This window comes from Paenibacillus pabuli NBRC 13638, from assembly GCF_001514495.1.
Lineage (GTDB): Bacteria > Bacillota > Bacilli > Paenibacillales > Paenibacillaceae > Paenibacillus > Paenibacillus pabuli.
In genome coordinates this window covers 1-23,170 of the sequence record NZ_BCNM01000028.1, presented here as the reverse complement: position 1 = coordinate 23,170, position 23,170 = coordinate 1, and the positions used below count along the sequence as shown (strand labels likewise).

16 protein-coding genes are annotated in these 23,170 nt (G+C 50.4%); 15 read left to right on the top strand and 1 reads right to left on the bottom strand.

All coding sequences use genetic code 11. The annotated features are described in order from the left end of the window. The first annotated feature begins 7 nt into the window (after positions 1 to 7). The 10 genes from dnaK to PPA03S_RS28135 all read left to right on the top strand — a co-directional run bounded on the left by dnaK (position 8) and on the right by PPA03S_RS28135 (position 9,057). Positions 8 to 1,852, top strand: a complete 1,845-nt coding sequence (gene dnaK, locus PPA03S_RS28180; protein WP_062328686.1) for a molecular chaperone DnaK — start codon at positions 8 to 10, stop codon at positions 1,850 to 1,852. A 129-nt stretch (positions 1,853 to 1,981) separates the two neighbouring features. Then, on the top strand, positions 1,982 to 3,103 hold the full coding sequence (gene dnaJ, locus PPA03S_RS28175) for a molecular chaperone DnaJ (RefSeq protein WP_062328683.1): 1,122 nt from the start codon (positions 1,982 to 1,984) through the stop codon (positions 3,101 to 3,103). A gap of 148 nt (positions 3,104 to 3,251) precedes the next feature. Continuing rightward, a complete protein-coding gene (locus PPA03S_RS28170; RefSeq protein ID WP_062328680.1) occupies positions 3,252 to 3,620 on the top strand; it encodes a hypothetical protein in 369 nt (122 codons plus the stop codon). A 262-nt stretch (positions 3,621 to 3,882) separates the two neighbouring features. Then, entirely contained in the window at positions 3,883 to 4,062 is a 180-nt protein-coding gene (locus tag PPA03S_RS28165) for a YfhD family protein (RefSeq protein ID WP_062328677.1), read from the top strand. Then, the gene (locus PPA03S_RS28160) at positions 4,055 to 4,447 is read left to right on the top strand and encodes a hypothetical protein (RefSeq protein WP_062328674.1); all 393 of its coding nucleotides are present in this window, start codon (positions 4,055 to 4,057) and stop codon (positions 4,445 to 4,447) included. The genes PPA03S_RS28165 and PPA03S_RS28160 overlap by 8 nt, the downstream gene beginning before the upstream one ends. Before the next feature lie 164 nt (positions 4,448 to 4,611). Next, positions 4,612 to 5,577, top strand: coding sequence for a 50S ribosomal protein L11 methyltransferase (prmA, locus tag PPA03S_RS28155; protein ID WP_062328671.1), 966 nt, complete (start codon positions 4,612 to 4,614; stop codon positions 5,575 to 5,577). Positions 5,578 to 5,580: 3 nt separating this feature from the next. Further along, a complete protein-coding gene (locus PPA03S_RS28150) occupies positions 5,581 to 6,258 on the top strand; it encodes a site-2 protease family protein (protein ID WP_062328668.1) in 678 nt (225 codons plus the stop codon). A 138-nt stretch (positions 6,259 to 6,396) separates the two neighbouring features. Then, entirely contained in the window at positions 6,397 to 7,161 is a 765-nt protein-coding gene (locus PPA03S_RS28145) for a 16S rRNA (uracil(1498)-N(3))-methyltransferase (RefSeq protein WP_062328665.1), read from the top strand. 2 nt (positions 7,162 to 7,163) lie between these two features. Then, positions 7,164 to 8,510 carry a tRNA (N(6)-L-threonylcarbamoyladenosine(37)-C(2))-methylthiotransferase MtaB gene (mtaB, locus tag PPA03S_RS28140; RefSeq protein WP_062328662.1) on the top strand — a complete coding sequence of 449 codons (1,347 nt, stop codon included), beginning with the start codon at positions 7,164 to 7,166 and terminating at the stop codon, positions 8,508 to 8,510. A 112-nt stretch (positions 8,511 to 8,622) separates the two neighbouring features. Beyond that, positions 8,623 to 9,057, top strand: coding sequence for an NUDIX hydrolase (locus tag PPA03S_RS28135; protein ID WP_062328659.1), 435 nt, complete (start codon positions 8,623 to 8,625; stop codon positions 9,055 to 9,057). A gap of 68 nt (positions 9,058 to 9,125) precedes the next feature. On the opposite strand, the gene PPA03S_RS28130 is transcribed toward PPA03S_RS28135, so the two are convergent. Beyond that, on the bottom strand, positions 9,126 to 10,127 hold the full coding sequence (locus PPA03S_RS28130) for a Na/Pi cotransporter family protein (protein ID WP_062328844.1): 1,002 nt from the start codon (positions 10,125 to 10,127) through the stop codon (positions 9,126 to 9,128). Between the two features lie 544 nt (positions 10,128 to 10,671). Between PPA03S_RS28130 and PPA03S_RS28120 the strand changes: the two genes are divergently transcribed. The 5 genes from PPA03S_RS28120 to PPA03S_RS28100 form a co-directional block, all read left to right on the top strand. Further along, positions 10,672 to 12,048 (top strand): class I SAM-dependent rRNA methyltransferase, encoded by a 1,377-nt coding sequence (locus PPA03S_RS28120; protein ID WP_062328654.1) that lies wholly within the window; start codon positions 10,672 to 10,674, stop codon positions 12,046 to 12,048. Positions 12,049 to 12,250: 202 nt separating this feature from the next. After that, on the top strand, positions 12,251 to 15,757 hold the full coding sequence (gene addB, locus PPA03S_RS28115; RefSeq protein WP_062328651.1) for a helicase-exonuclease AddAB subunit AddB: 3,507 nt from the start codon (positions 12,251 to 12,253) through the stop codon (positions 15,755 to 15,757). After that, entirely contained in the window at positions 15,754 to 20,088 is a 4,335-nt protein-coding gene (gene addA, locus PPA03S_RS28110) for a helicase-exonuclease AddAB subunit AddA (RefSeq protein WP_062328648.1), read from the top strand. The genes addB and addA overlap by 4 nt, the downstream gene beginning before the upstream one ends. A 70-nt stretch (positions 20,089 to 20,158) precedes the next feature. Further along, positions 20,159 to 21,343 carry an exonuclease SbcCD subunit D gene (locus PPA03S_RS28105; RefSeq protein ID WP_062328644.1) on the top strand — a complete coding sequence of 395 codons (1,185 nt, stop codon included), beginning with the start codon at positions 20,159 to 20,161 and terminating at the stop codon, positions 21,341 to 21,343. Beyond that, positions 21,340 to 23,170, top strand: a 1,831-nt coding sequence (locus PPA03S_RS28100) for an AAA family ATPase (RefSeq protein ID WP_157284396.1), incomplete at its 3' end; no start/stop codon positions are given. The genes PPA03S_RS28105 and PPA03S_RS28100, both read left to right, overlap by 4 nt.

The following is a 23,170-nucleotide window of genomic DNA, read 5'->3' as shown; positions in this document are numbered from 1 at the left end:
TTTTCGAATGAGCAAAGTAATCGGTATTGACTTAGGAACAACAAACTCATGCGTAGCGGTTATGGAAGGCGGCGAGGCTGTCGTCATTCCAAATCCGGAAGGCGCACGTACTACACCGTCCGTAGTCGGTTTCAAAAAAGACGGAGAACGCGTGGTTGGTGAAACTGCCAAACGTCAAGCGATCACGAATCCTGATCGTACGATCATCTCGATTAAACGTCATATGGGTACATCCCACAAAGAAACAATTGACAGCAAAGACTACTCCCCACAAGAGATCTCTGCAATCATCCTGCAAAAACTGAAATCCGATGCTGAGGCTTATCTGGGCCAAACGGTAACTCAAGCGGTTATCACGGTACCGGCTTACTTCAATGACAGCCAGCGTCAAGCTACGAAGGATGCAGGTAAAATCGCAGGTCTGGAAGTTCTGCGTATTGTCAACGAGCCAACAGCAGCAGCTTTGGCATACGGTATGGAGAAATCCGAAGACCAAACGATTCTCGTATATGACTTGGGTGGCGGTACATTCGACGTATCCATCCTTGAACTGGGTGACGGTTTCTTCGAAGTTAAAGCAACTAGTGGTGATAACCAACTGGGTGGCGATGACTTTGACCAAGTGATCATTGATTATCTCGTAAGTGAGTTCAAAAAAGATCAAGGCATTGACTTGAGTAAAGATAAAGCAGCGGTTCAACGTTTGAAAGATGCTGCCGAAAAAGCGAAAAAAGAACTTTCCGGCGTATTGACTACTACGATTTCCCTGCCGTTCATTACTGTGGCTGATGGCGTTCCTCAACATTTGGAGCTGAACCTGAGCCGCGCGAAATTCGAAGAAATCTCTGCTGGTCTGGTTGAGCGTACGCTTGAACCAACTCGCCGTGCACTGAGTGACGCTGGAATGACAGCTAACGATATCGACAAAATCGTATTGGTTGGTGGTTCCACACGTATTCCTGCAGTACAGGAAGCAATCAAAAAACTGACAGGTAAAGAACCTCACAAAGGCGTTAACCCGGATGAAGTGGTAGCTTTGGGTGCGGCTGTACAAGCGGGCGTACTGACAGGTGACGTGAAAGACGTTGTATTGCTCGACGTAACTCCATTGTCCCTGGGTATTGAAACTGCAGGCGGCGTATTCACTAAGATGATCGAGCGGAACACAACGATCCCTACAAGCAAATCCCAAGTATTCTCCACCTATGCAGACAACCAGCCTAGCGTTGAGATTCACGTTCTGCAAGGGGAGCGCGAGATGGCAGCGGGTAACAAATCCCTCGGTCGCTTCATGCTGGGAGATATTCCTCCAGCTCCACGTGGCGTTCCACAAATCGAAGTTAGCTTCGATATTGATGCCAACGGTATCGTTAATGTATCTGCAACAGACAAAGGTACGAACAAAACTCAAAAAATCACCATCACTTCTTCCAGCGGTTTGAGCGATGCTGAAGTTGAGCAAATGATGAAAGATGCTGAGCTGCATGCTGAAGAAGATAAAAAACGCAAAGAACTCGTTGAAGCGAAAAACAGCGCAGATCAACTGATCTACTCTGTTGACAAAACGATCAAAGATCTTGGCGAAAAAGCAGACGCTGGTGAAGTCGAAAAAGCGAATGCTGCAAAAGAAAAACTGCAAGGCGTGCTGGCTTCCGACAACCTGGAAGACATCAAAGCCGCTACAGATGAACTGACAGAGATCGTTCAACAGCTGTCCGTTAAACTGTATGAGCAAGCACAAGCTCAAGAGCAAGCAGCTCAAGGTGCTGAAGAGCAACAAGGTTCCGCTAAACGTGACAACGTCGTAGACGCTGATTACGAAGTTGTGGATGAAGATAAAAAACAAAACTAATTCACGATTCTTTGTGGATTAATCATCGGTGACGTTCGGATCGAGGGGAAAGTCATAGCCGGGGCTCCCGTGCTTTGGCTTTCCTTTTGTCACGATGTGCGATAAGGTGAATGATATGGGGGTGGAAGAGTGGCTGAAAAACGTGATTATTATGAGGTACTCGGCGTCAGCAAAAATGCCAGCGACGAGGAAATCAAAAAGGCATACCGCAAGCTTGCCCGTCAGTATCACCCTGACGTAAACAAGGCTGCTGACGCGGAAGCCAAGTTTAAGGAAGTTAAAGAAGCTTATGATGTGGTCAGTGACGGTCAGAAGCGGGCACAGTATGACCAATACGGTCATATTGATCCAAACCAGGGCGGCTTCGGCGGCGGTGGCGATTTTGGCGGCGGCGGCTTTGGCGACATCTTCGATATGTTCTTTGGCGGTGGCGGTGGACGACGTGATCCAAATGCTCCGCAACGGGGGAACGATCTGCAATACACCATGACGATTGAATTCAAGGAAGCGGTATTTGGCAAGGAAACCGACATTACCATTCCGCGCACTGAAGGCTGTGATACTTGTCATGGCTCTGGTGCGAAACCGGGAACCAAACCGGAAACCTGTTCCGTCTGCCATGGTAGCGGTCAACAGGAAGTGGTTCAAAATACTCCGTTTGGCCGTATGGTCAACCGTCGTGCTTGTTCGAACTGTAACGGTTCTGGACAAATTATCAAGGAAAAATGTACAACATGCAGCGGCAGCGGTAAAGTACGCAAACAACGCAAAATTCATGTTCGCATTCCAGCGGGTGTAGATGACGGAGCTCAACTGCGCATGACTGGTGAAGGTGAAGGTGGTTTGCGCGGGGGACCAGCAGGAGATCTGTATATAGTCATCCGTGTGAAATCACATGATTTCTTCGAGCGTGAAGGCGATGATATCTATTGTGAAATCCCGCTCACTTTTGCTCAAGCCGCATTGGGAGATGAGATTGAAATTCCAACGCTGTCCGAGAAAGTGAAGTTGAAAGTACCTGCCGGTACACAAACGGGAACGTACTTCCGTCTTAAAGGCAAGGGTGTACCGCGTCTGCGTGGTATGGGGCAAGGCGATCAGCATGTAAAAGTGGTTGTAGTTACACCAAGCAAGCTGAATGACGAGCAGAAAGATTTGCTTCGTCAAATTGCTGCACTTGATGGAGAACAAACGCATGAACATGAGCAATCCTTCTTTGACCGAGTGAAACGGGCTTTCCGTGGAGACTGAGTCTTATCATGAATGTAAAAGGACACCACAGCGGTTTTTCCGCTCGGTGTCCTTTTTTGCATAATAAGGGCACGGTTGCGGAAAGATACCAGACATGAGCATTCAGTGGTTGCTGATGTGCCGAAAACTAGGGAAGCAGGTGAACCGGATGACCGAAAAAAATATTTTGGCTTATTTCCATAGCCCGGAGCAAGCGGAAGGGGCAGCCAAAAAACTGGAGGCATTACGTGTGGAAGACCTGTCAATCAATCGATTCAGTCGTTATGCAGGTGTAGGGCCGAGTGGAGCGTCCTATACATCGGGGGTTTCCGGCAGTTTTTCTTCCTGGGTGCCTAGCGCTCTAGGCACGAATGCCAGTGCCGGAATCATGGCTGCAGCAGATCCCTCTGCGAGCGGTATGAGTGACGGCGGGCAAGAGGGTCCGACAGGCCGAGATGTATTACTGACCGTCGTCGTAGACGAGGCAGTACATCATCGCGCCCTATCCATTATCGAACAAGCCGGCGGTATGATTTAGTTTTAAAATTCATGTAAGTTTCAACTAAAACATTTACACGATAACGGAGAGGACAGAAAAAAACTGGAGAAGCGAAGCGTTCGCCTGAAAGCTTTCGCAAGAAAGCTACTTCGGAAGCATACGCTATCCCTGGATTTTCCCTTTTAAGGGAGGGAATCAAAAAAATCTGGGGATAACAGCGATCGGAAGGTTGTTCTGTCATCGGAGTGCCAGTGTAAATACGCTTAGTTGGACTTATACAATTTGAAGGAGGAGCATAACGATGGCAGAACATGAACGTCCAGGCAAGATTTTGACGAAAACAGAAAAGATGAAACGAATGCAGTCCGCCAAAAATGAGGATGTGGAATTCAGCGCCGAAGCTGCGGACCATGAAGATATAGAGGCTCTGCGCCACAGTGAAGCAGCTGATCGTCGTCAGGGACGGGAGCTTCATGACTGAAGATCGCTCCGCAGTGATCATTGAGGCCGTGTTTACAAGCTGGTCCGATGCCGAATCTGCACGGAGAGCTTTGGAATTACTGCACCCGAACCAGCTAAGCGTCGAAAGCGTTCAAAATGAAGCAGCTCGCTCGAATCTCGAAAATCCTGATGCCAGCTATAGTTCTTCTACAGCTATCGTCGGAGGATTCAGTGGTGAGCTGAACGTACTATCACTCATTAGCGATAAGACTGAAATCTTGTCGGGTGGCCAAGTATATGATGATGCGGAAGATGGCTCTGCAGGCAGGCCGAGGCAAGAGATCTTGTTGACTGTTTCCGTGTCCAGCGACTCTCTCCCGCAAGCTGCAGAGATGATTACTCAGAATGGTGGACGCTTTTGCTGAACACAATTTAAAGGGTGTAAATCGGTTGAAGACAGGATATTCAAGCAGTCCTACTGCGAGTATCCTGTTTTTGTTGTTTCTTTTACTGCCGCGGTTTTGTACACCTGCTTGCTTGTGTAGTACAATAGTTGGGATGTTTGAAAAATGAGGAGGAAAAATGAAGTATGTTATGGCATGAACTAACAATACATACCACAGAAGAAGCTGTGGAGATGATTTCAAATTTTTTACATGAAGCGGGTGCTGGAGGGGTCTCCATCGAAGAGTCCGGTACTTTAAATAAAAAACGGGATACGACGTATGGCGAGTTGTACGAGTTTCCTTTGAATGATATTCCTGAAGGTTTTGCAGTGATCAAAGGATATTTTTCTGAAGGTACAGACATGGAGGCCCTGCAATCTGAGGTTAGTCCTCGGATTGAGCAGCTTTCAGAATTCGATATTAATGCGGGTGAAATCCGTTTTGAGACGCGTACAGTGGATGAAAATGACTGGGCGAATGCCTGGAAACAATACTTCAAGCCGGTGCGTGTCTCGGAACGTCTGACCATTAAACCGACATGGGAAGAGTATAACCCGCAAGGTCCGGATGAGAAAATTATTGAGCTCGATCCAGGCATGGCATTTGGTACGGGGACACATCCCACCACTTCACTTTGCCTGCGTACACTGGAATCGGTTATTCAGGGTGGCGAGGAAGTCATTGACGTAGGTACAGGCTCCGGAATTTTGGCCATTGGAGCTGTCCATCTCGGGGCAAAACACGTGCTCGCGCTGGACCTCGACCCGGTTGCAGTAACCAGTGCCAAGGAGAACGTGGAATTGAATGGAATGAATCAGCAAATTACGGTTAAAGAAAGCGATTTGCTCTCTGTTCTGGGCAGCCAGGACCCTGCGCTGGGCGTGAAACTTCCGGTGAAAGTGATCGTTGCGAACATTCTGGCCGAGGTTATTATGCTGTTTGTGGATGATGTCTATCATGCGCTTGAGTCTGGCGGCGTTTATATTACTTCTGGTATCTGGAAAAATAAAGAGCAGGTGGTGCATGATGCACTGGTTGCATCCGGCTTCGAAATCAGTTCGGTACACCGCGATGAGGACTGGGTCGCGTTTGTAGCCAGAAAGAGGTAACCGATGAATCTGGAATCATTCTTTCGTTACCCACTGGATCAGCTTCCCTTTTTCCTGCTGACTATCCTGATTGCCTTTACCGTGCATGAATTCTCTCATGCGTATTTTGCCAACAAATTTGGTGATCCGACAGCCAAACTTCTTGGTCGGGTTACACTGAATCCGGCCGTGCACTTTGACTTGTTTGGTGTACTGCTGCTCGTCATTGCCGGTTTCGGCTGGGCCCGTCCGGTTCCGGTCAATCGGGCCAATTTTGACAAACCAAGACTTATGGGTGTCATTGTATCCGTTGCTGGGCCTGTAAGCAACTTGCTGCTGGCTATTATCGGTACCATTATCTATGCTTCATTGGTTGGTTCGGGAGCACTGGGTGGCATTGAAAATGAGCGTTTGCTTACAGCAATCACCATGTTTTTCTCCATATTTAACCTAACGAACTTTTTCCTGTTTCTCTTTAACCTGATTCCGTTACCTCCATTGGACGGGTATCGAATTCTGGAGGATATCCTGCCGCCTTCAATCAGCCGCAAGCTGCAAGGGGTAGAGCAATGGTCCATATTTATTTTCCTTTTGATCCTTGTTATTCCTCCATTGCAAAATGCAACGATTCAACCTTTATATCAATTTGCCCAGAATATGTATGTGGATCTGGCAAGGCTAATCATCGGTTTATATCGTTAGAAACGTACAGTGTATGGGACTGAAATACTGGTCAGAAGGACATAAAAGTTGTATGATCATCTGTGGCGATTGGATTCACGCCTGCCGTCAGGCGGGGTGAATTTCAGTCATAACAGGATAGAATGGGTGGACAGACTTATGCAGCGTTATTTTGTATCTGCAGAACAGTTTAATGAACATTCCGTGGTCATCACGGGGGATGATGCGCGCCATATTGGCAAGGTCATGCGTGGTAAACCTGGAGATAAACTGATTGTCAGTGACGGAAACTCCAAGGAAGCTTTGGTAGAGATTGAGAGCATCGAAGCTCAGCAAGTAACAGCAACCATTGTGGAGCCGCTTGAAATGGACCATGAAGCACGTATCCGTGTAACAGTGGCCCAGAGTTTGCCGAAGGGTGACAAGATGGAGACGGTGATCCAGAGATGTACGGAAATTGGGGCCGTATCCTTTGTTCCCTTCCTTTCGGAACGTACAATTGTACAGTATGACGCCAAGAAAGAGGGCAAACGATTGGATCGGTGGCGGAAAATCGCCAAGGAAGCCGCTGAGCAGAGTCATCGGAACCGCATTCCATCCGTCGAGCAGCCACTTTCCTGGAAAGGGCTGCTATCTTCTTTTGAGGCCTACAGTTTGGTATGTTATTGTTATGAAAAGGAAAACGGCAAGCAATTGAGAGATGCATTGAAGCCGTTTGTTGAGCAGCTTGCACCTGATGAAAGTGCAGAAGTGTTGATCGTTGTTGGACCTGAAGGTGGATTCTCCGAAAAGGAGACGTTTGAAGCCGATCAGGCGGGCGCGGTTTCTGTTGGACTGGGGAAACGCATTCTGCGGGCAGAGACAGCTGGAATGGCGGCGCTCACCTGTGTATTATATGAATCCGGAGAAATGGGGGGAATGTAATTATGCCATCCGTGGCGTTTTACACCTTGGGCTGCAAAGTTAACTTTTATGATACAGAGGCGATTTGGCAATTGTTCAAAAACGAAGGATATGAACAGGTAGACTTCGACGAACAGACAGCAGATGTATACTTGATTAATACTTGTACAGTAACCAATACCGGCGATAAAAAGAGCCGCCAAATTATCCGTCGTGCCATTCGGCGCAACCCGGATGCGATTGTAGCTGTAACCGGCTGCTACGCGCAGACTTCTCCGGCAGAGATTCTGGACATTCCTGGAGTGGACCTTGTCATCGGGACACAGGATCGGGACAAAATTTTGCCATATGTCAAAGAAATTCAGGAATCCCGTCAGCCTGTTAACGCGGTGCGCAACATTATGAAAACACGGGTATTTGAAGAAATGGACGTACCGGATTTTGCTGATCGTACCCGCGCATTCCTGAAAATTCAGGATGGTTGTAATAACTTCTGTACATTCTGCATTATTCCATGGTCGCGTGGACTCTCCCGTAGCCGGGAAGCGAACAGTATCATTCAACAGGCGCATCAGCTCGTACATGCCGGTTACAAGGAGATTGTCCTGACAGGTATTCATACGGGTGGATACGGAGATGACATGGAGAACTACGATCTGACGGATCTGTTATGGGACTTGGACAAAGTGGAAGGTCTGGAGCGTATTCGGATCAGCTCGATTGAAGCGAGCCAGATTGATGACCGGATGCTGGATGTCATCAAACGTTCCGATAAGCTTGTTCGGCACTTCCATATTCCGCTGCAAGCGGGTGATGACACGGTGCTGAAACGTATGCGCCGCAAATATACGACTGAAGAGTTTTACAATAAAATGCTTCGCATTCGGGAAGCGATGCCGGATGTAGCCATTACGACGGACGTTATTGTAGGATTCCCGGGAGAGACGGACGAGATGTTCCGTAACGGCTATGATCTGATGAAGAAGATCGGTTTTTCCGAAATGCATGTCTTCCCGTATTCCAAACGGACAGGAACACCGGCAGCCCGAATGGAGGATCAGGTGGATGAGGAAGTCAAAAATGCACGTGTGCATGAACTGATTGATCTCTCCGAGCAAATGCAGCTGGCATACGCCAAGCAGTTTGTGGGGCAAGTATTGGATGTCATTCCTGAAGGTGAAGCCAAGGGCCGTGAGGGTAGTGGGAAACTGCATGGGTACAGTGATAACTACATTCAACTGGTCTTCGATGGTTCCATGGATATGGTCGGTAAAGTGTGCCGCGTCAAAGTGACCGAGGCGAGCGTGAATGAGAGCCAGGCAACGCTGGTTCGGGTGTTGGAAGAAAACCTGAAATCTGCAGCGATGTAATCGAGGCGTCAGAAACAAGGATTTCATTTCCTTGGGGAGTGTATACCCGGGAGATGAGGTCCTTCTTTTTCCGTAAAAGATGAAGACTATTCCGTTATTGGGGGAGAGCAACATGAACAAAAAAGAAATTTCGGCAGGTGGCGTTGTGTACCGTACTGGGGAAGACGGAAAGCTCCAAATTCAATTGATTGTAGATCGTTACGGCAAAACGACTCTTGCCAAGGGCAAGATGGAAGATGGAGAAACTGTGGAACAGACGGCTCTGCGCGAGATCCTGGAAGAGACGGGTATGGTGGGCCGGATTGTAGAGCCGGTTGATATCATCGCCTATACGTATCAGCATGCAGAGTTTGGTCCGGTGGACAAGGAAGTTCATTATTATCTCGTTGAAGCGGAAAGCGGCGATCTCCAGCCTCAGATTGAAGAAATCAAAGGTGTGGATTGGTATGCCCCCGAAGAAGCGTGGTCCAGACAGCAGCAAAGCGGTTACGATAATAACGATGACATTTTACGTGAGGCACTGAATAAATTGGGCTTTAACGTGTAAGGAAATAACAGACTGATTTTCTTAGATGTGGCATGTATTGCTGCAGCTTGTCGAGAGGGTTCAACACATCAGGCCACGGGTGACTTCGCCACTGGGGCGGAGACCGGTGGTTTTTTGTGCCAGATTGGCAAGTAACAGAACGGCAGGGCAAGCAGGGAACTGATGACGTTAAAAAGGGTCTGGGCATGCGCAATCTGTGCCCCGTTATCCGCTGACAGCCAGGCTGAAGCTGCATGCAGCTGGCCGATCAGCGGCATAAACAGCAGTGCCCCCGCGATGTTTAATACGACATGGGAGGCTGCAACAAATTTGCCTGCGGATGCTCCGCCAGCAGCAGCAATCACGGCAGTGATACAGGTCCCCACGTTGGACCCGATCACAATGGCGATGCCGATCTCCACAGGTAATACCCCTGTGGCTGCAAGCGTAATCGCCATGCTGATGACAGCTGCGCTGCTATGAATGAGCGCTGTCAGACATGCGCCTGCCAGGAAGCCCCACCACAAACTGTCGGCTGAGCGGTCCAGGAACCATTGAAATACGCCCATGCTTCGCAGTGGTACGGCTATGGACTGCATCACTTGAATGCCTGTCATGACGAGAGCAAATCCGGCAGCTGCAAGGAAACTGTATTGCATGTTGAACAGCGTCCGCCGCATACGCTCAGGAGCTGCCTGATTGCGTTCGCCAAGCACAACAAAGACGGCCCATCCCGTCAGGGACAGGGCAAGCAGAGGCAGGGAAGCACGCCCGATCTGCAGTCCGACCAGTTCTGTTGTCAGGCATGTCCCGATGTTTGTGCCGAGAATAATGCCAAGTGTGCGTCCGTACGTAATCAATCGGGCATTAGCCAGCCCAATGGTGAGTACCGTGACAGCAGTGCTGCTTTGCAGCAAGGCTGTGGCACCTGCACTGAAAGCCATGCCTTTCCAGGGAGCAGAGGTAGCCCGGTTCAGCCATCCAGCAAGCATGGGCCCTGCCATCCGCTGCAAGGCGGTTTCCATCAGCTTCATCCCGCCAAAAAAGATTAGAAGCCCGTATAATAAGGGCAACACAACGTCTCTGAACATTAAATCATCATTCCTTCCGTGCATGTCCTTATCTCATCCTATGAGTAAGTAGGGACAACCATGACAGGCTAAAGGAATTCTGGAGTTTACAGCATTTGAAAGACCGATAAGTTATCTTAACGGTCACCCAACTTACCGCGCCCCTATTCGAAAGATACGGAGATTCTGCAAACGCAGCGGAGGGGATGGAATTGGAACTGGTGAAGCGAAGCGCTCGCCTTTATCCTCGGATTTTCCCTGTTGAGAAAGGGAATCAGAAATTCTCGGGATACAGCGATCGAAAGTACAATCATCCTCGAAGCGGTCGCCTCAATTACCGCGGCCCTATTCGAAAGATACGGAGATTCTGCAAACGCAGCGGAGGGGATGGAATTGGAACTGGAGAAGCGAAGCGTGCGCCTTTATCCCCGGATTTTCCCTTTTGAGAAAGGGAATCAGAAAAATCTGGGGATAACAGCGATCGAAAGTCCAATCCAGCCCCGAAGCGGTCCCCTTTGCACCAAGCCTATCTTTTGAACAATAAATTAAAGGAAGTGAACCAATCTTGCCATCCGTTACACTGGAACGTAGCCGCAAAAAGCGGCTTGAACATGCACATCCATGGATTTACAACAATGAAATCGCCTCCGTTGAGGGAAATCCCGAGCCGGGAGATCTGGTCAACGTATTAAATCATCAAGGTCGCTATTTAGCGACGGGTTATTATAACCCTGCATCTCAAATTACGGTTAGGGTTGTAGCCTACCAGCCTTTGGAATTTGAACAGATGGACACTGCTTTTTTTGCAGCACGTTTCCGTGATTGCTTGCGCCACCGGGAGCGTTTTATCCGGGATGGGGAGGCATACCGTCTCGTTTATGGGGAAGCTGATTTTCTGCCAGGTCTGATTGTTGACCGCTTTGGAAGTGTTCTTGTTGTACAGCTGCTCACACTGGGCATGGACCGCTGCCGTGAAGCGATCGTACAAGCTCTTGTTGAAGTCATGCAGCCGGAGGGCATCTATGAACGCAGTGATGTGCCCATTCGTGAACTGGAAGGTTTGGAACAGACGAAGGGACCGTTGTATGGGGATTGCCCGCGTCATGTCACGGTAACGGAGAATGGATTGCTCATTAAGGTCGATATCGTGGAAGGCCAGAAAACAGGGTACTTCTTCGACCAGCGCGAGAATCGTGCGGCCATCGAACCGCTCATGAAAGGCTGGGGCTACAAGAGTGGCATTACGCTCCAACAGACTGAGCAGGATGGCTCGGAACAATGGCTTCCTGTCAATAAAAGTGGCAAGGTAGTGACGTTCCCTTATTGGGACGGGGCAACGGTGCTGGAATGTTTCTCCCACACAGGCAGCTTCACATTGAACGCCTGTAAATATGGTGCCAAAAAAGTAACATGCCTTGATATCTCAGAGCATGCCATTGAAAGTGCACGAACCAACGTAGAACTGAACGGTTTCACTGACCGGGTCGAATTTGTCGTTGCGGATGCATTCCAATACTTGCGTGAGCAGGTCAAAGGTCTGGATGAGCGTAATGCACGTGCGCGTGCCGGAGAACAGAAAGTGGATACTTCCAAAGCGCTTGCAGCCGGTGGCAAAACGTTCGATGTGGTCATCCTTGATCCACCTGCATTTGCCAAAACGAAATCAGCAGTCAAAGGTGCGTGCCGTGGATATAAAGACATCAACCTGCAAGGAATGAAACTGGTGAACGAGGGTGGGTATCTGGTAACAGCAAGCTGTTCATACCACATGCGTCCGGACCTCTTCCTGGAAACAATTGCGGATGCAGCCGAGGATGCCGGCAAAGTATTGCGTCTGATTGACTGGAAAGCAGCGGGCAAAGATCATCCGCAAATTCTGGGCGTAGACGAAGGTCATTATTTGAAATTCGCGATTTTTGAAGTGCGCAGCAAAAAGAATTAATCGCGCGATTTCAACGGTTGATCGAAGAAATCGAACATACATTTCTGCAAAAGGCCCACAGTTTGGATTAGCTGTGGGCTCTTTGCTGTGCTGTTGCCGATCTACGAAATTACCGGATAGTGGCAAACGTATGTTCCGAACTAAACCAGATATGTTATACTGGGAATTAAAATCTTGTTCGTGATGATTTGGAGGATTAAACATGTCTGTACGCTTTATTATTGGCCGGGCAGGCAGCGGCAAGAGTGCGCTGATTACCCGGGAAATCACATCCTTGCTTCAAAAGGAACCGCAAGGCCAACCACTTATTCTGCTGGTCCCGGAACAAAGTACGTTTCGAACCGAGCAGTCATTGGTGTCTTCAGGGGCTATTAAAGGAACCATGCGTGCTGAAGTGCTTGGTTTCCGCCGATTGGCCTACCGGGTAATGCAGGAGGCAGGTGGCTCTGCACGTATTCCCATTGGGGATGAAGGAAAAAAAATGCTGCTCTATAAAGTGCTCCAGCGTCGTAAGGAAGAATTGAAGCTGTTTGGAGCTTCAGGCAGTCAGCTGGGATTTATAGGAGACTTAAATAATCTATACAGTGAGTTTAAACGTTATGAACTTAATCCCAATTCACTGGAGGAAGGGCTTTCCGAATGGAACACTTCATCCTCGTCTGCACCGATTCTGGGGGACAAGCTGCATGACTTGCTATTAATATACCGTGATTATGAAAAGGAACTGACTGAACTATATATTGATGATGAGGATACGTTGACGGAATTGAACGAGCGGTTATCGGAAAGTGCGTTGCTGCAAGATGCTCAGATCTGGATAGATGGATTTCAAGGATTTACTCCGCAGGAAATGAGCGTTATTGGAAGACTGATGCTGCAAACTTCTTCGGTGACGATTACACTGACTTTGGATCGTGCCTATGATCACGGCACACTTCCTGGGGAACTGGAGCTGTTCCACCCCACAGCGAGCGCATACACGCGCCTCAAAGGCATGGCAGAAGATCTGGGTGTCGTTCATGAGACAACTGTGCTTCAACCTGAAGTTTTGCCAAGATTTGAAGGTAGTCCTGGACTCGCTCACTTGGAAGCTGGCTTCGATCGCCGGGTTCGGTGGAAGAGTGAGGGGCGTGATGCGGGTATCCGGATTTACGCAGCTGAGAACCGCAGGGCCGAATTGGAAGGGGCACTGCGTGAGATGCGTCGTCTGGCGCAAGATGAAGGTGCACGTTACCGGGACATGGCGGTGCTCGTTCGTCAGCTGGATACATACGCCGACATAGCTGAACCCCTATTCAGGGATTATGATGTGCCCGTCTTTCTGGATCGGAGAAGAAATGAACTTCATCATCCATTATCTGAATTTATTCGTTCGGCATTGGATATGGTTCGCCGCCGCTGGCGTTACGAAGATGTATTTCGGTGTGTCAAAACGGATCTGCTGCTTCCGCGTGACGGCTCCATTTCCCGTGAAGATATGGATCAGCTCGAAAATTATATATTGGCTTGCGGGATTCACGGATATCGCTGGACGGATGGTAAGCCATGGAAGTATGTACCCAGCCTCTCCTTGGAAGACAACGGTCAGGAGGCTAACGGCCGGGGACGGGAACAAATGCTTTCCTTGATGGAAAAATGCCGTGCGGCGATTGTTGATCCAATGGGTGCTTTTGAGAAACGAATGCTTAAGGCAAAGACAGCCAAAGACCAATGCACGGCACTTTACAGGCTGTTGGAGGATGCCGAGATTCCCTGGAAGCTGGATCACATGTCTGCAGAAGCCAAGGCACAGGGGGACCCGGAACGTTCGAGAGAGCATCGCCAAATGTGGGGTGCTGTCCTGGATCTGTTGGACCAGATGGTCGATATGATGGGGGCCGAACGACTGGATATCGATCTGTTTGCCGGGTTGATGGAGACCGGATTGACCGAACTGAAATTGGGCCTTGTTCCTCCAGCGCTTGATCAGGTGTTGGTTGGTTCGATGGATCGGACACGGCTTCAGGATATCAAGTATGTATTTATTCTGGGTGCGGTAGATGGTGAGCTGCCCGCTGTGCCTCAGGAGGATGGCGTATTAACCGAGCAGGAACGACAGTTGTTGACGGAAAGAGGTTTAGGGCTTGGACCGGGAGCAACAAGACAAATGCTGGATGAGCGTTTTCTGATCTATACGGCCCTGACAGCAGCGAGCAAGCAGTTATGGCTGAGCTATCCTGTCGCAGATGATGAAGGAAAGGCACTTCTTCCTTCAGAAATTGTTCGGCATATACGCAAGATGTTTGGATTAAACGAGCAGCCACTACTGGCCCAGCCTCCTGTTGCGGGTTCAGAGGAGTCACACTGGTCTTACATTATTCATTCTGGTCAAAGCCTCTCATATTTGATTGGACAATTGCGCAGATGGCGTCGTGGAGAAGTTATTCCTGAAATGTGGTGGGCGGTATATAACTGGCATGTCTCTCGGGACACGAGCAGACCTCAGCTGGAGCAGTTGCTTGGATCGATCTTTTATCGCAATCGGGCGCTGCCCTTGCGTACCGCTACCAGCCGCAGATTATATGGAACAGAGGTACGGACCAGTGTCTCGCGAATGGAACGTTTTGTGGCGTGTCCATTCTCCCATTTTGCATCCCATGGACTGCGGCTGAAAGAGCGACAACTATACCGTTTACAGGCTCCGGACATCGGACAATTGTTCCATGCAGCCTTGAGTCAGCTTGCGATACGTTTGCGAGAGGAGAATCGCAGTTGGGGCAGTCTGTCTCCGGAGGAATGCCGGAAGGAAGCGGAGCACACCGTGGAACAGATTGCACCACAGTTGCAAGGCGAAATCCTGCTCAGCACGAAGCGGTACGGCTACATTTTCCGCAAGTTGAAGGACATTGTCAGTCGGGCATCGGTTATTCTGGGTGAGCAGTCCAGACGGGGAAGTTTTGAACCGATTGGGCTTGAGCTTGATTTTGGACCGGACAAACCCCTGCCACCGCTGCGTTTCGAATTGGAAAATGGCTGCGTGATGGAGATCGTGGGTCGGATTGACCGTGTGGATGTAGCTGAAGGAGAGAACGGTCTGCTGCTGCGAGTCATTGATTACAAATCCAGCCAGACCGATCTCAAACTGCATGAGGTGTATTATGGCCTTTCATTACAGATGCTCACGTACCTGGAGGTGCTGCTTAGCGCCGCCGAGGAGTGGCTTGGAGAATCGGCTATGCCTGGAGGTACATTGTATTTCCATGTGCATAACCCGCTGCTGCAATCCGCGAACGGCATGACATCGGAGCAGGCAGGACAAGAACTGCTGAAACGGTTCAAAATGAAAGGCTTGTTGCTGGCGGACCGGGATGCGATTGCTCAAATGGATAATACCCTGGACAAGGGCTATTCAGCCATTATTCCGGTTGCTCTTAAGGCAGATGGCAGCTTTTACAGCAGTGCTGCTGTAGCTACGCCGGAGCAATGGGATACGTTGCTTGCTTCCGTTCGCAGCAATATCCGCGAGATTGGTACCCGGATTACGGATGGGGATGTAGCGATTGAACCTTATCGTATCCAGCAGGAGGTTGCATGTACGTTTTGTCCGTATAAATCTGTCTGTCAATTTGATGAAACTATCGAAGGTAACGAATATAATCTGCTGTCCAAACCGGGCAAACAGCAAATCTGGGACATGCTGTCTCACCACAAAGGAGGGGAAACCTCATGACGAATATGCCAAAACCGGAGGGAAGCTTCTGGAGTGATGACCAATGGAGTGCCATTTCGCAGAGCGGGGAAGACATCCTGGTTGCAGCTGCGGCCGGATCAGGAAAGACAGCCGTATTGGTTGAACGGATTATTCGCAAGATTGCAGACCCTTCTCGGGGATTCAGCGTGGATCGGCTGCTCGTCGCTACGTTTACCAAAGCGGCCGCTGCCGAAATGAAGCAGCGGATTAGGGAAGCACTGGAACGTGCGCTTGAAGAACAGCCTGCGGAAGAACATCTGCGCAAACAACTGTCTCTCCTTGGACGGGCGTCTATTACTACACTGCATTCATTCTGTATGGAAGTCATTCGCCGTTACTATCAGCAAATTCCGCTGAATCCGGCTTTCCGGATTTTAAATGAGAATGAAGCGGAAATGATGCGTCAGGAATTGTTGGAGGAACTGTTTGAAGAGAAGTACAGCGAAGAAGATGAGGGCAGTACATTTCGCGAATTGGTGGATTGGTTCAGTGGGGAACGAAACGATGATGCCATGCATCGACTTGTGCAGCGTTTGTATGATTTCTCACGCAGTCATTCCTGGCCAGATCACTGGCTGGCTGAGATGGCAGCTGCTTTTCAGGTGGAAAGTGTCGAGGCGCTTGGTCATTCTGCATGGGTTCAGAGTATTTTGCGCGATGCCGCTCTTGCCCTAAGTGGTGCAGCAGGTTTGTTGCGACAAGGGATTAGCATATCAATGCACCCGGAAGGCCCCAAACCTTATGCCGATACATTAAAAGAAGATTTGGCAATGGTCGAAGAGCTTCTTTCTGCTGTTGAGGTGATGCCGTGGGAACGATTGCCTGAAGTGTTTCAGCCAGCAGCTTTTGGCAAGCTGAAGCCTTGCAAAAAGGACCAGACGGACCCGGGGCTGCAAGAACAGGTGAAAGAACTGCGTGAAGCTGCCAAAAAAGCGGTTACGGACCTGAAAGGGTCATTGTTTGGAAGAAGTGCTTTTTCTTTCTGGCAAGAGCTGGAGCAAGCGGCACCACTAATGCAGGAGCTGTCCAAGCTGGTCAGTTCATTTGGAGAACGATATCGACAAGCGAAACAGGAGCGCGGTCAGGTCGATTTCAGTGATCTGGAGCATTACTGTCTTCATATTTTGCGTCATGAAGATTCTACGCCAGAACTGTCCATGCCTTCAGATGCAGCCATGGAATACCGGGCACGGTTCGATGAAGTGCTGCTGGATGAATACCAGGATACCAATACGGTACAGGAAGATATCGTGAGGCTGATCTCCAGAGAAGATCCGGGTAATCGCTTCATGGTTGGTGATGTGAAACAGAGTATTTATCGTTTTCGTCTGGCTGAACCCGGTCTGTTTTTGAACAAGTATCGTCAATACGCACCGAATTCGGATATGGAGGGAGACGGAGAGAGCGGTTCTTTGCGGGCAGGAAGACGTATTGATCTTGCACGTAACTTCCGCAGTCGCGCAGAAGTCGTTCATTCAGTCAATATGTTGTTCAAGCAGCTCATGAACGAAGGAGTAGCCGAAATTGCCTATGATGAACGAGCACAGCTCGCTTATGGGGCTTCTTTCCCGGCAGAGACGCTTGAAGATGAGGCGTACACACCTGAACTCATGCTGATTGACCGCCAAGGCGGAGGACCTGATCTGACGGAAAGCACGGACGAGAACGGGGATGCTCTGCCTTCTGCTGAGTTGGAGAGTGCCGAGCTCGAAACCGCCCAGCTGGAGGCTCGGGCTATGGCTCGCCGTATTCGTGAAATGGTCGGAGATACAGATAAACCAGCCCTTCATGTTTATGATAAAGCCCTTCAATCCATGCGACCTGCGCGTTACGGAGACATTGTTATTTTGCTGCGTTCTGCCCTGATGTGGGCCCCCCTCATGATCGAGGAGTTCAAACAACAGGGTATTCCTGCTGGAGGGGAGCAGAGCAAAGGGTATTTTCAGGCGACGGAAGTGGAAGTGATGTTGTCCCTGCTGCAAATTGTGGATAATCCAAGGCAGGATATTCCGCTTGCTTCCGTACTTCGTTCGCCGATGGTAGGACTGGATGAAGAGGAGATGGCTCAGATTCGTCTTGGGGACAAGAGACAATCTTTCTATGATGCTGTTGTATCGGCCGCAGGAGGCCTCCCTGACGTGTTGAACGGCTACAGGCAGCATGCCGGGCACACATCAAATCCCGATTCATCTGCAACCCAGCTGCAATGGCCGGAAGTCTGGTCAGAAATGGAACAGGGGCTGCGGGAGTCGGCAGTATCCGTTGAGGCAGACATTATCGAACGCATACATGAATCCTCTGGACATGCACATACAGATGCAGATGGGGTTATTGATGCTAGTATAATTGCAAATATGGGTGGAAGTATAGGTGACGATGCGGATAGAGAGAACGGTACCGGCACAGTGCTGAAACAAAAGTTAGTTCGCTTTATGCGTCAGTTGGAACAGTGGCGGCTTGAAGCCAGACAGGGCAGCCTGAGCGAACTGATTTGGCGCATGTACCGGGAAACAGGTTATCTGGATTGGGTTGGCGGCCTTCCAGGAGGTATGCAGCGTCAAAGTAACCTGAAGGCCCTGTATGATCGCGCGCGACAATATGAGGAGGCAACGGCCAATCGTGGCTTGTTTCGCTTCCTGACCTATGTGTCCAGACTGCGTGAGAACGGGGGGGATCTCGGGACTGTAGCGGGTGGTTCGGGAGAGCAGGATAACGCGGTACGCATCATGACGATTCACCGGAGTAAGGGTTTGGAATTCCCTATCGTTTTTGTCGGCGGCATATCCAAGATGTTCAATCAGCAGGATCTGAACTCGCCGTTTCTGATGCATAAGGAGCTGGGGTTTGGCCCGAGGTTTGTGGATCGTGAGAATCGCGTTGCCTATCCAACCTTGGCGAATCTGGCAATTCGCCGTCGTGCCCAGTTTGAGCTGCTTGCCGAAGAGATGCGGGTGCTTTATGTGGCTCTGACCCGTCCGAAAGAGAAAATGATTTTGGTCGGTACGGTGAAAGATGTAGTTAAAAAGGCTGTGGCCTGGTCTCAGATTAAGGACAGTCCGGAACGGGTATTGCCCGACTACCTGCTTGCAGCAGGACGTAGTTATTTGGACTGGATCGGTCCATCTCTGATGAGACATCCGGACGCGGCTCTGCTACGTGAACTTGCAGGAGGCAGTGATTCTTTTGCTGGCTGCCTTGTGGATGATGAATCACGCTGGAGTATATCGGTCATCGCTGCAGATCACGTATCCCGAGACCTGTTCGTGGATCAGGCGTTTGATGAGGAAGAAGGCATAACCGAAGTACGGAGACTTCGTGTTGCTGCCCTAAAAGCAGTTCAGCCTGTGGACCTGTTACCTTCCTCAGTTGAAATAGAGATGATCGAGAATGAACAAGATGCAACCTTGAGAGACAGTCAGATTGAAGAACAGGGGCTCACATCAGGTGCGCAAGAAGGTGCACAGCTAATACGTGAAGTCAAACACGAGGTAGACAGACGGTTATCGTGGACATATGCTCATCACGCAGCAACCCAAGTGGCTGCCAGTACATCGGTTACCGAGCTGAAAACATTGCTCGCCATGCAGGATCATTCGTCCGTTCAAGTTATGGATGAAATGCAGGAACAATCTGAGACATCTACGATGTATGAGCCAGTTCTGGAAGAGGCCTCGTCTTTTAAATTGCATTTGCATCGTCCTCAATTTATGGAGGAAAAACAATTGACCGGAGCTGAGCGGGGAACGGTGTATCATACGTTGATGCAGCATCTTCCTATGGATGGCTCACCCGTTGATTCACAAATCGTGGAAGAGACCATCCAGCGGTTAGTGGAGCTTCAAATCTTGCTTCCATATCAGGCAGACATGATTGAGACTGAACAACTGGCGGAATTTTTCAATACAGAACCTGGGACAGAATTGCTGCACGCGGATTGGGTGAAGCGGGAGATTCCGTTTATATATGGACTTCCCGCCCATCATTCTCCTGCAGATTGGCTCCAAGAACTTTCACCAAATACGGGCATGCAGACGTTGGAAGAAGACGGTAAGATGCAAGCATCTCTGGCAAATGAGACCGTGCTGGTACAGGGAATTATCGACTGTCTGTATGAGGTGAATGGCGAGCTTGTTTTGCTAGATTACAAGACAGATCGCGTGTTGGAGCATCGTGGCGGATTGGACAAACTGATAGAAAACTATCGTTTTCAGCTAGAGCTGTATGGCCGTGCTATTGAAGATATTCTGGGTCGGAAAGTCGACCGGAAATGGCTGTACTTTTTTGATAACGGACATGCTGTGAAACTATGAAATGCAATGATATAAAGGTCGGATGAGATTTGTAACATGGATTTTACAGGAGAGAGGGGTTGAACGGACAATGCGTATTTTGCACACAGGGGACTGGCATCTCGGGAAAACGCTGGAGGGACGGAGTCGGCTGCGAGAGCAGGAGGATTTTGTGGATGAGCTTGTCAGACTGGCGGATGAGCAGCAAGCAGATGCCATCTTGATGGCCGGAGATGTCTATGACTCTGTGAATCCGCCAGCATCGGCGGAACAGCTGTTTTACGAAGCAGCTGCGCGTCTTACGGAACAAGGGAGACCACTTGTGGTCATTGCCGGAAATCATGATCAGCCGGAGCGAGTGGCTTCGGTGACCCCGCTTGTGAACAGACAGGGAATTACACTTGTAGGCATGCCTACTTCAGAAGTCGTAACCATCCATGCAAACCGAACTGGAGAGACTGCGCAGATTGCCGCATTACCCTATCCCTCGGAGGCGCGGTTGAATGAACTGTTGACAACGGACGGGGATGAAAATGTGCTTCGTCAAGCTTACAGCCGGCGGGTTGGGATGTTGATGCAGCGTCTGGCTGCTTCGTTTCGCCCAGATACAGTGAATTTGGCAATGAGCCATATTTATGTTCTGGGTGGGGTTGAAAGTGATTCGGAGCGTCCGATTCAGGTAGGAGGCGCGTATACGGTTGATCCGTCTGCGTTGTCGACAGGGGCGCAATATACAGCGCTGGGACATCTCCATCGTGCGCAGGCGGTGAAAGGAGAAGGCGTGATTCGGTATAGTGGTTCTCCGCTGGCCTACAGTTTCTCCGAAGCGGGGCAGAGCAAGTCCGTCACAATGGTGGATCTGGTACCTGGAGGGGGCGCAAATGTGGAAGAAGTGCTGTTGACCTCTGGACGTCCACTTGTTCGTTGGAAGGCGCGTGGCGGTCTGGCTGAGATCTATCGTTGGCTGGATGAAGGACGTGATCCCCAGGCTTTTATCGATATGGAAGTGTGGCTGGATGAGGCGATGTCCCTAAAAGAAATCCAGCAGCTCCGCAAGTCGCATGACGGGATCATCCATATCCGCCCGGTGTATCCCGAGATGGCAGCCGCAGGGCTTTTGGAGCAGCGATCCGAGCTTCCGGTACATGAGCTCTTCCGCAAATTTTATCAGCGTCAAACAGGTGGGGCATTGCCTGAGGACAGTCTGGTACAACTGTTCCTGGAACTTGTCGATGAGGATGAGCCGGGTGTGCGTGAGGAGGTCGAAGGACCGTGAAGCCGATTCTATTGAAAGTTGCAGGTCTGCAAAGTTATCGGGAGACCCAGGAGATTGATTTTACCGTACTGACAGAAACCGGATTATTCGGCATATTTGGTCCAACAGGCAGCGGCAAATCTTCCTTGCTTGATGCGATTACGCTGGCGATGTACGGAAAAGTGGAACGTGCGGTTAACGGTACCCAGGGGATCATGAATCATGCCGAGGATTCCTTGTCTGTTGCTTTTACCTTTGAACTCGTGTCGGCAGAGGGAACAAGACGATTTCGGATTGAACGTCGTTTCAAACGAAATAATGAGGTTTCGGTGAGCAATACCATCAGCAAATTCATAGAAACCGTCAACGGAGAGGAACAGGTGCGGGCTGACAAGCTGGCAGATGTGAATCGCTGCGTTGAAGATGTCATTGGGTTGAAAATGGATGACTTTACGCGGGCAGTTGTTCTTCCGCAAGGGAAATTCGCCGAGTTTTTGTCGCTGAAGGGCAGTGAACGACGCCAGATGCTGCAACGATTGTTCCACCTGGAGAAGTATGGAGATCAGCTGGCGATCAAGCTCAGCCGGCGGGTGAAGGACAATGATATGGTCCATCAGTCACTGGCAGCAGAGCAGCAGGGACTTGGCAATGCCAGCAAAGAGACATTGGCGGAGACGGAGCTTCTTCTACAAGCTGCAGTGAAGCAGTCGGAAGTGTCACGCCAAGCGCTTGATGAAGCGATGAAGGAAGCCGAACAGCTCGGCAAGGTCCGTGAGTTAAGCCATGAACGTCAATCTCGTATGGAGGAACATCGCAAGCTGCAAGCACTGGAGCCGCAGATCAAGGCCGGTGAACAACGCTTGAAACAGGCCGGGGCGGCAGAGGGGATTCTGCCTTCATTGCAGACAATGCGTGATGCGGCAGCACAGCAACAGTTGCGTCAGGACGCAGCCGGGATGGCTCGCCAGCAAGCGGTTGAACATGAGAAACGGGCTATTCTGGAGGCCGAGAAGGCCGAAAATGCCCGGGTGCAGATGTCTGAGGAAGAACCCAAGCTGCTGCTTCGACTGGAACAGTTGGAGCAGGCCAAAGAGGTACAGCGGGAACGGGACGGGCTGAGGGAAGACCGTATCCGTCTCAAGCAGCTTTTGGATAAAGGACAGAGTGAACAGCACATTATCGGGCAGCAGCTGGAGAAGGAAAAAGAACTGCAGCAGCGAGGACGCAAGCGTCGGGAAGAATTGCAGGAAAGCCTCAAGCCGAATGAAGTGAAGTCGGAAGAACGCAGGCAGCTGCAGGCTGCACTGGAATTAAAGCACCGTTTGGATACTGCGGCGGAGCAAGTGCGGCAGAATAAGGCGGAGATGGAGACCTACAAGCAAGCAGCTGCACAGGGGGCCGACAAGCTGAAGACGACGGCCGAGGAAGAGAGCCGTCTGAGTCAACAGCGACAGCATCTGATCGAACAGGCGGCAGCGGGTCTTGAGGCCTTGCTTGCCTGTGAGCAGGATATTGGTCGCGAACAGAGCCTGCTGGCCAGTGCGGAGGAGCAGCTGCGCGGAACGATGCGAGAGCAGGAGCTGCATCGGCTCTCCTCCGCCTTGCGCGCCGAGCTGCGCGATGGCGAGCCGTGCCCGGTGTGCGGCTCCGCACACCACCCGCTCCCGGCTGCGCCGCCGGGAGAAGATCCGCCCGCAGGCGAGGCGGACCTGGAACTGCTGCGCAGCCTGCACGCGGAGCTGCAGGAGCTGCGCTTTGGGCTGCGCCAGCAGCTGCACGAACGTCGCAGCCTGCTGACGCAGCTTGGCGCAGCGGCCGGCGAAGCCCCGGCCGCTGCCGAGGCCGCGC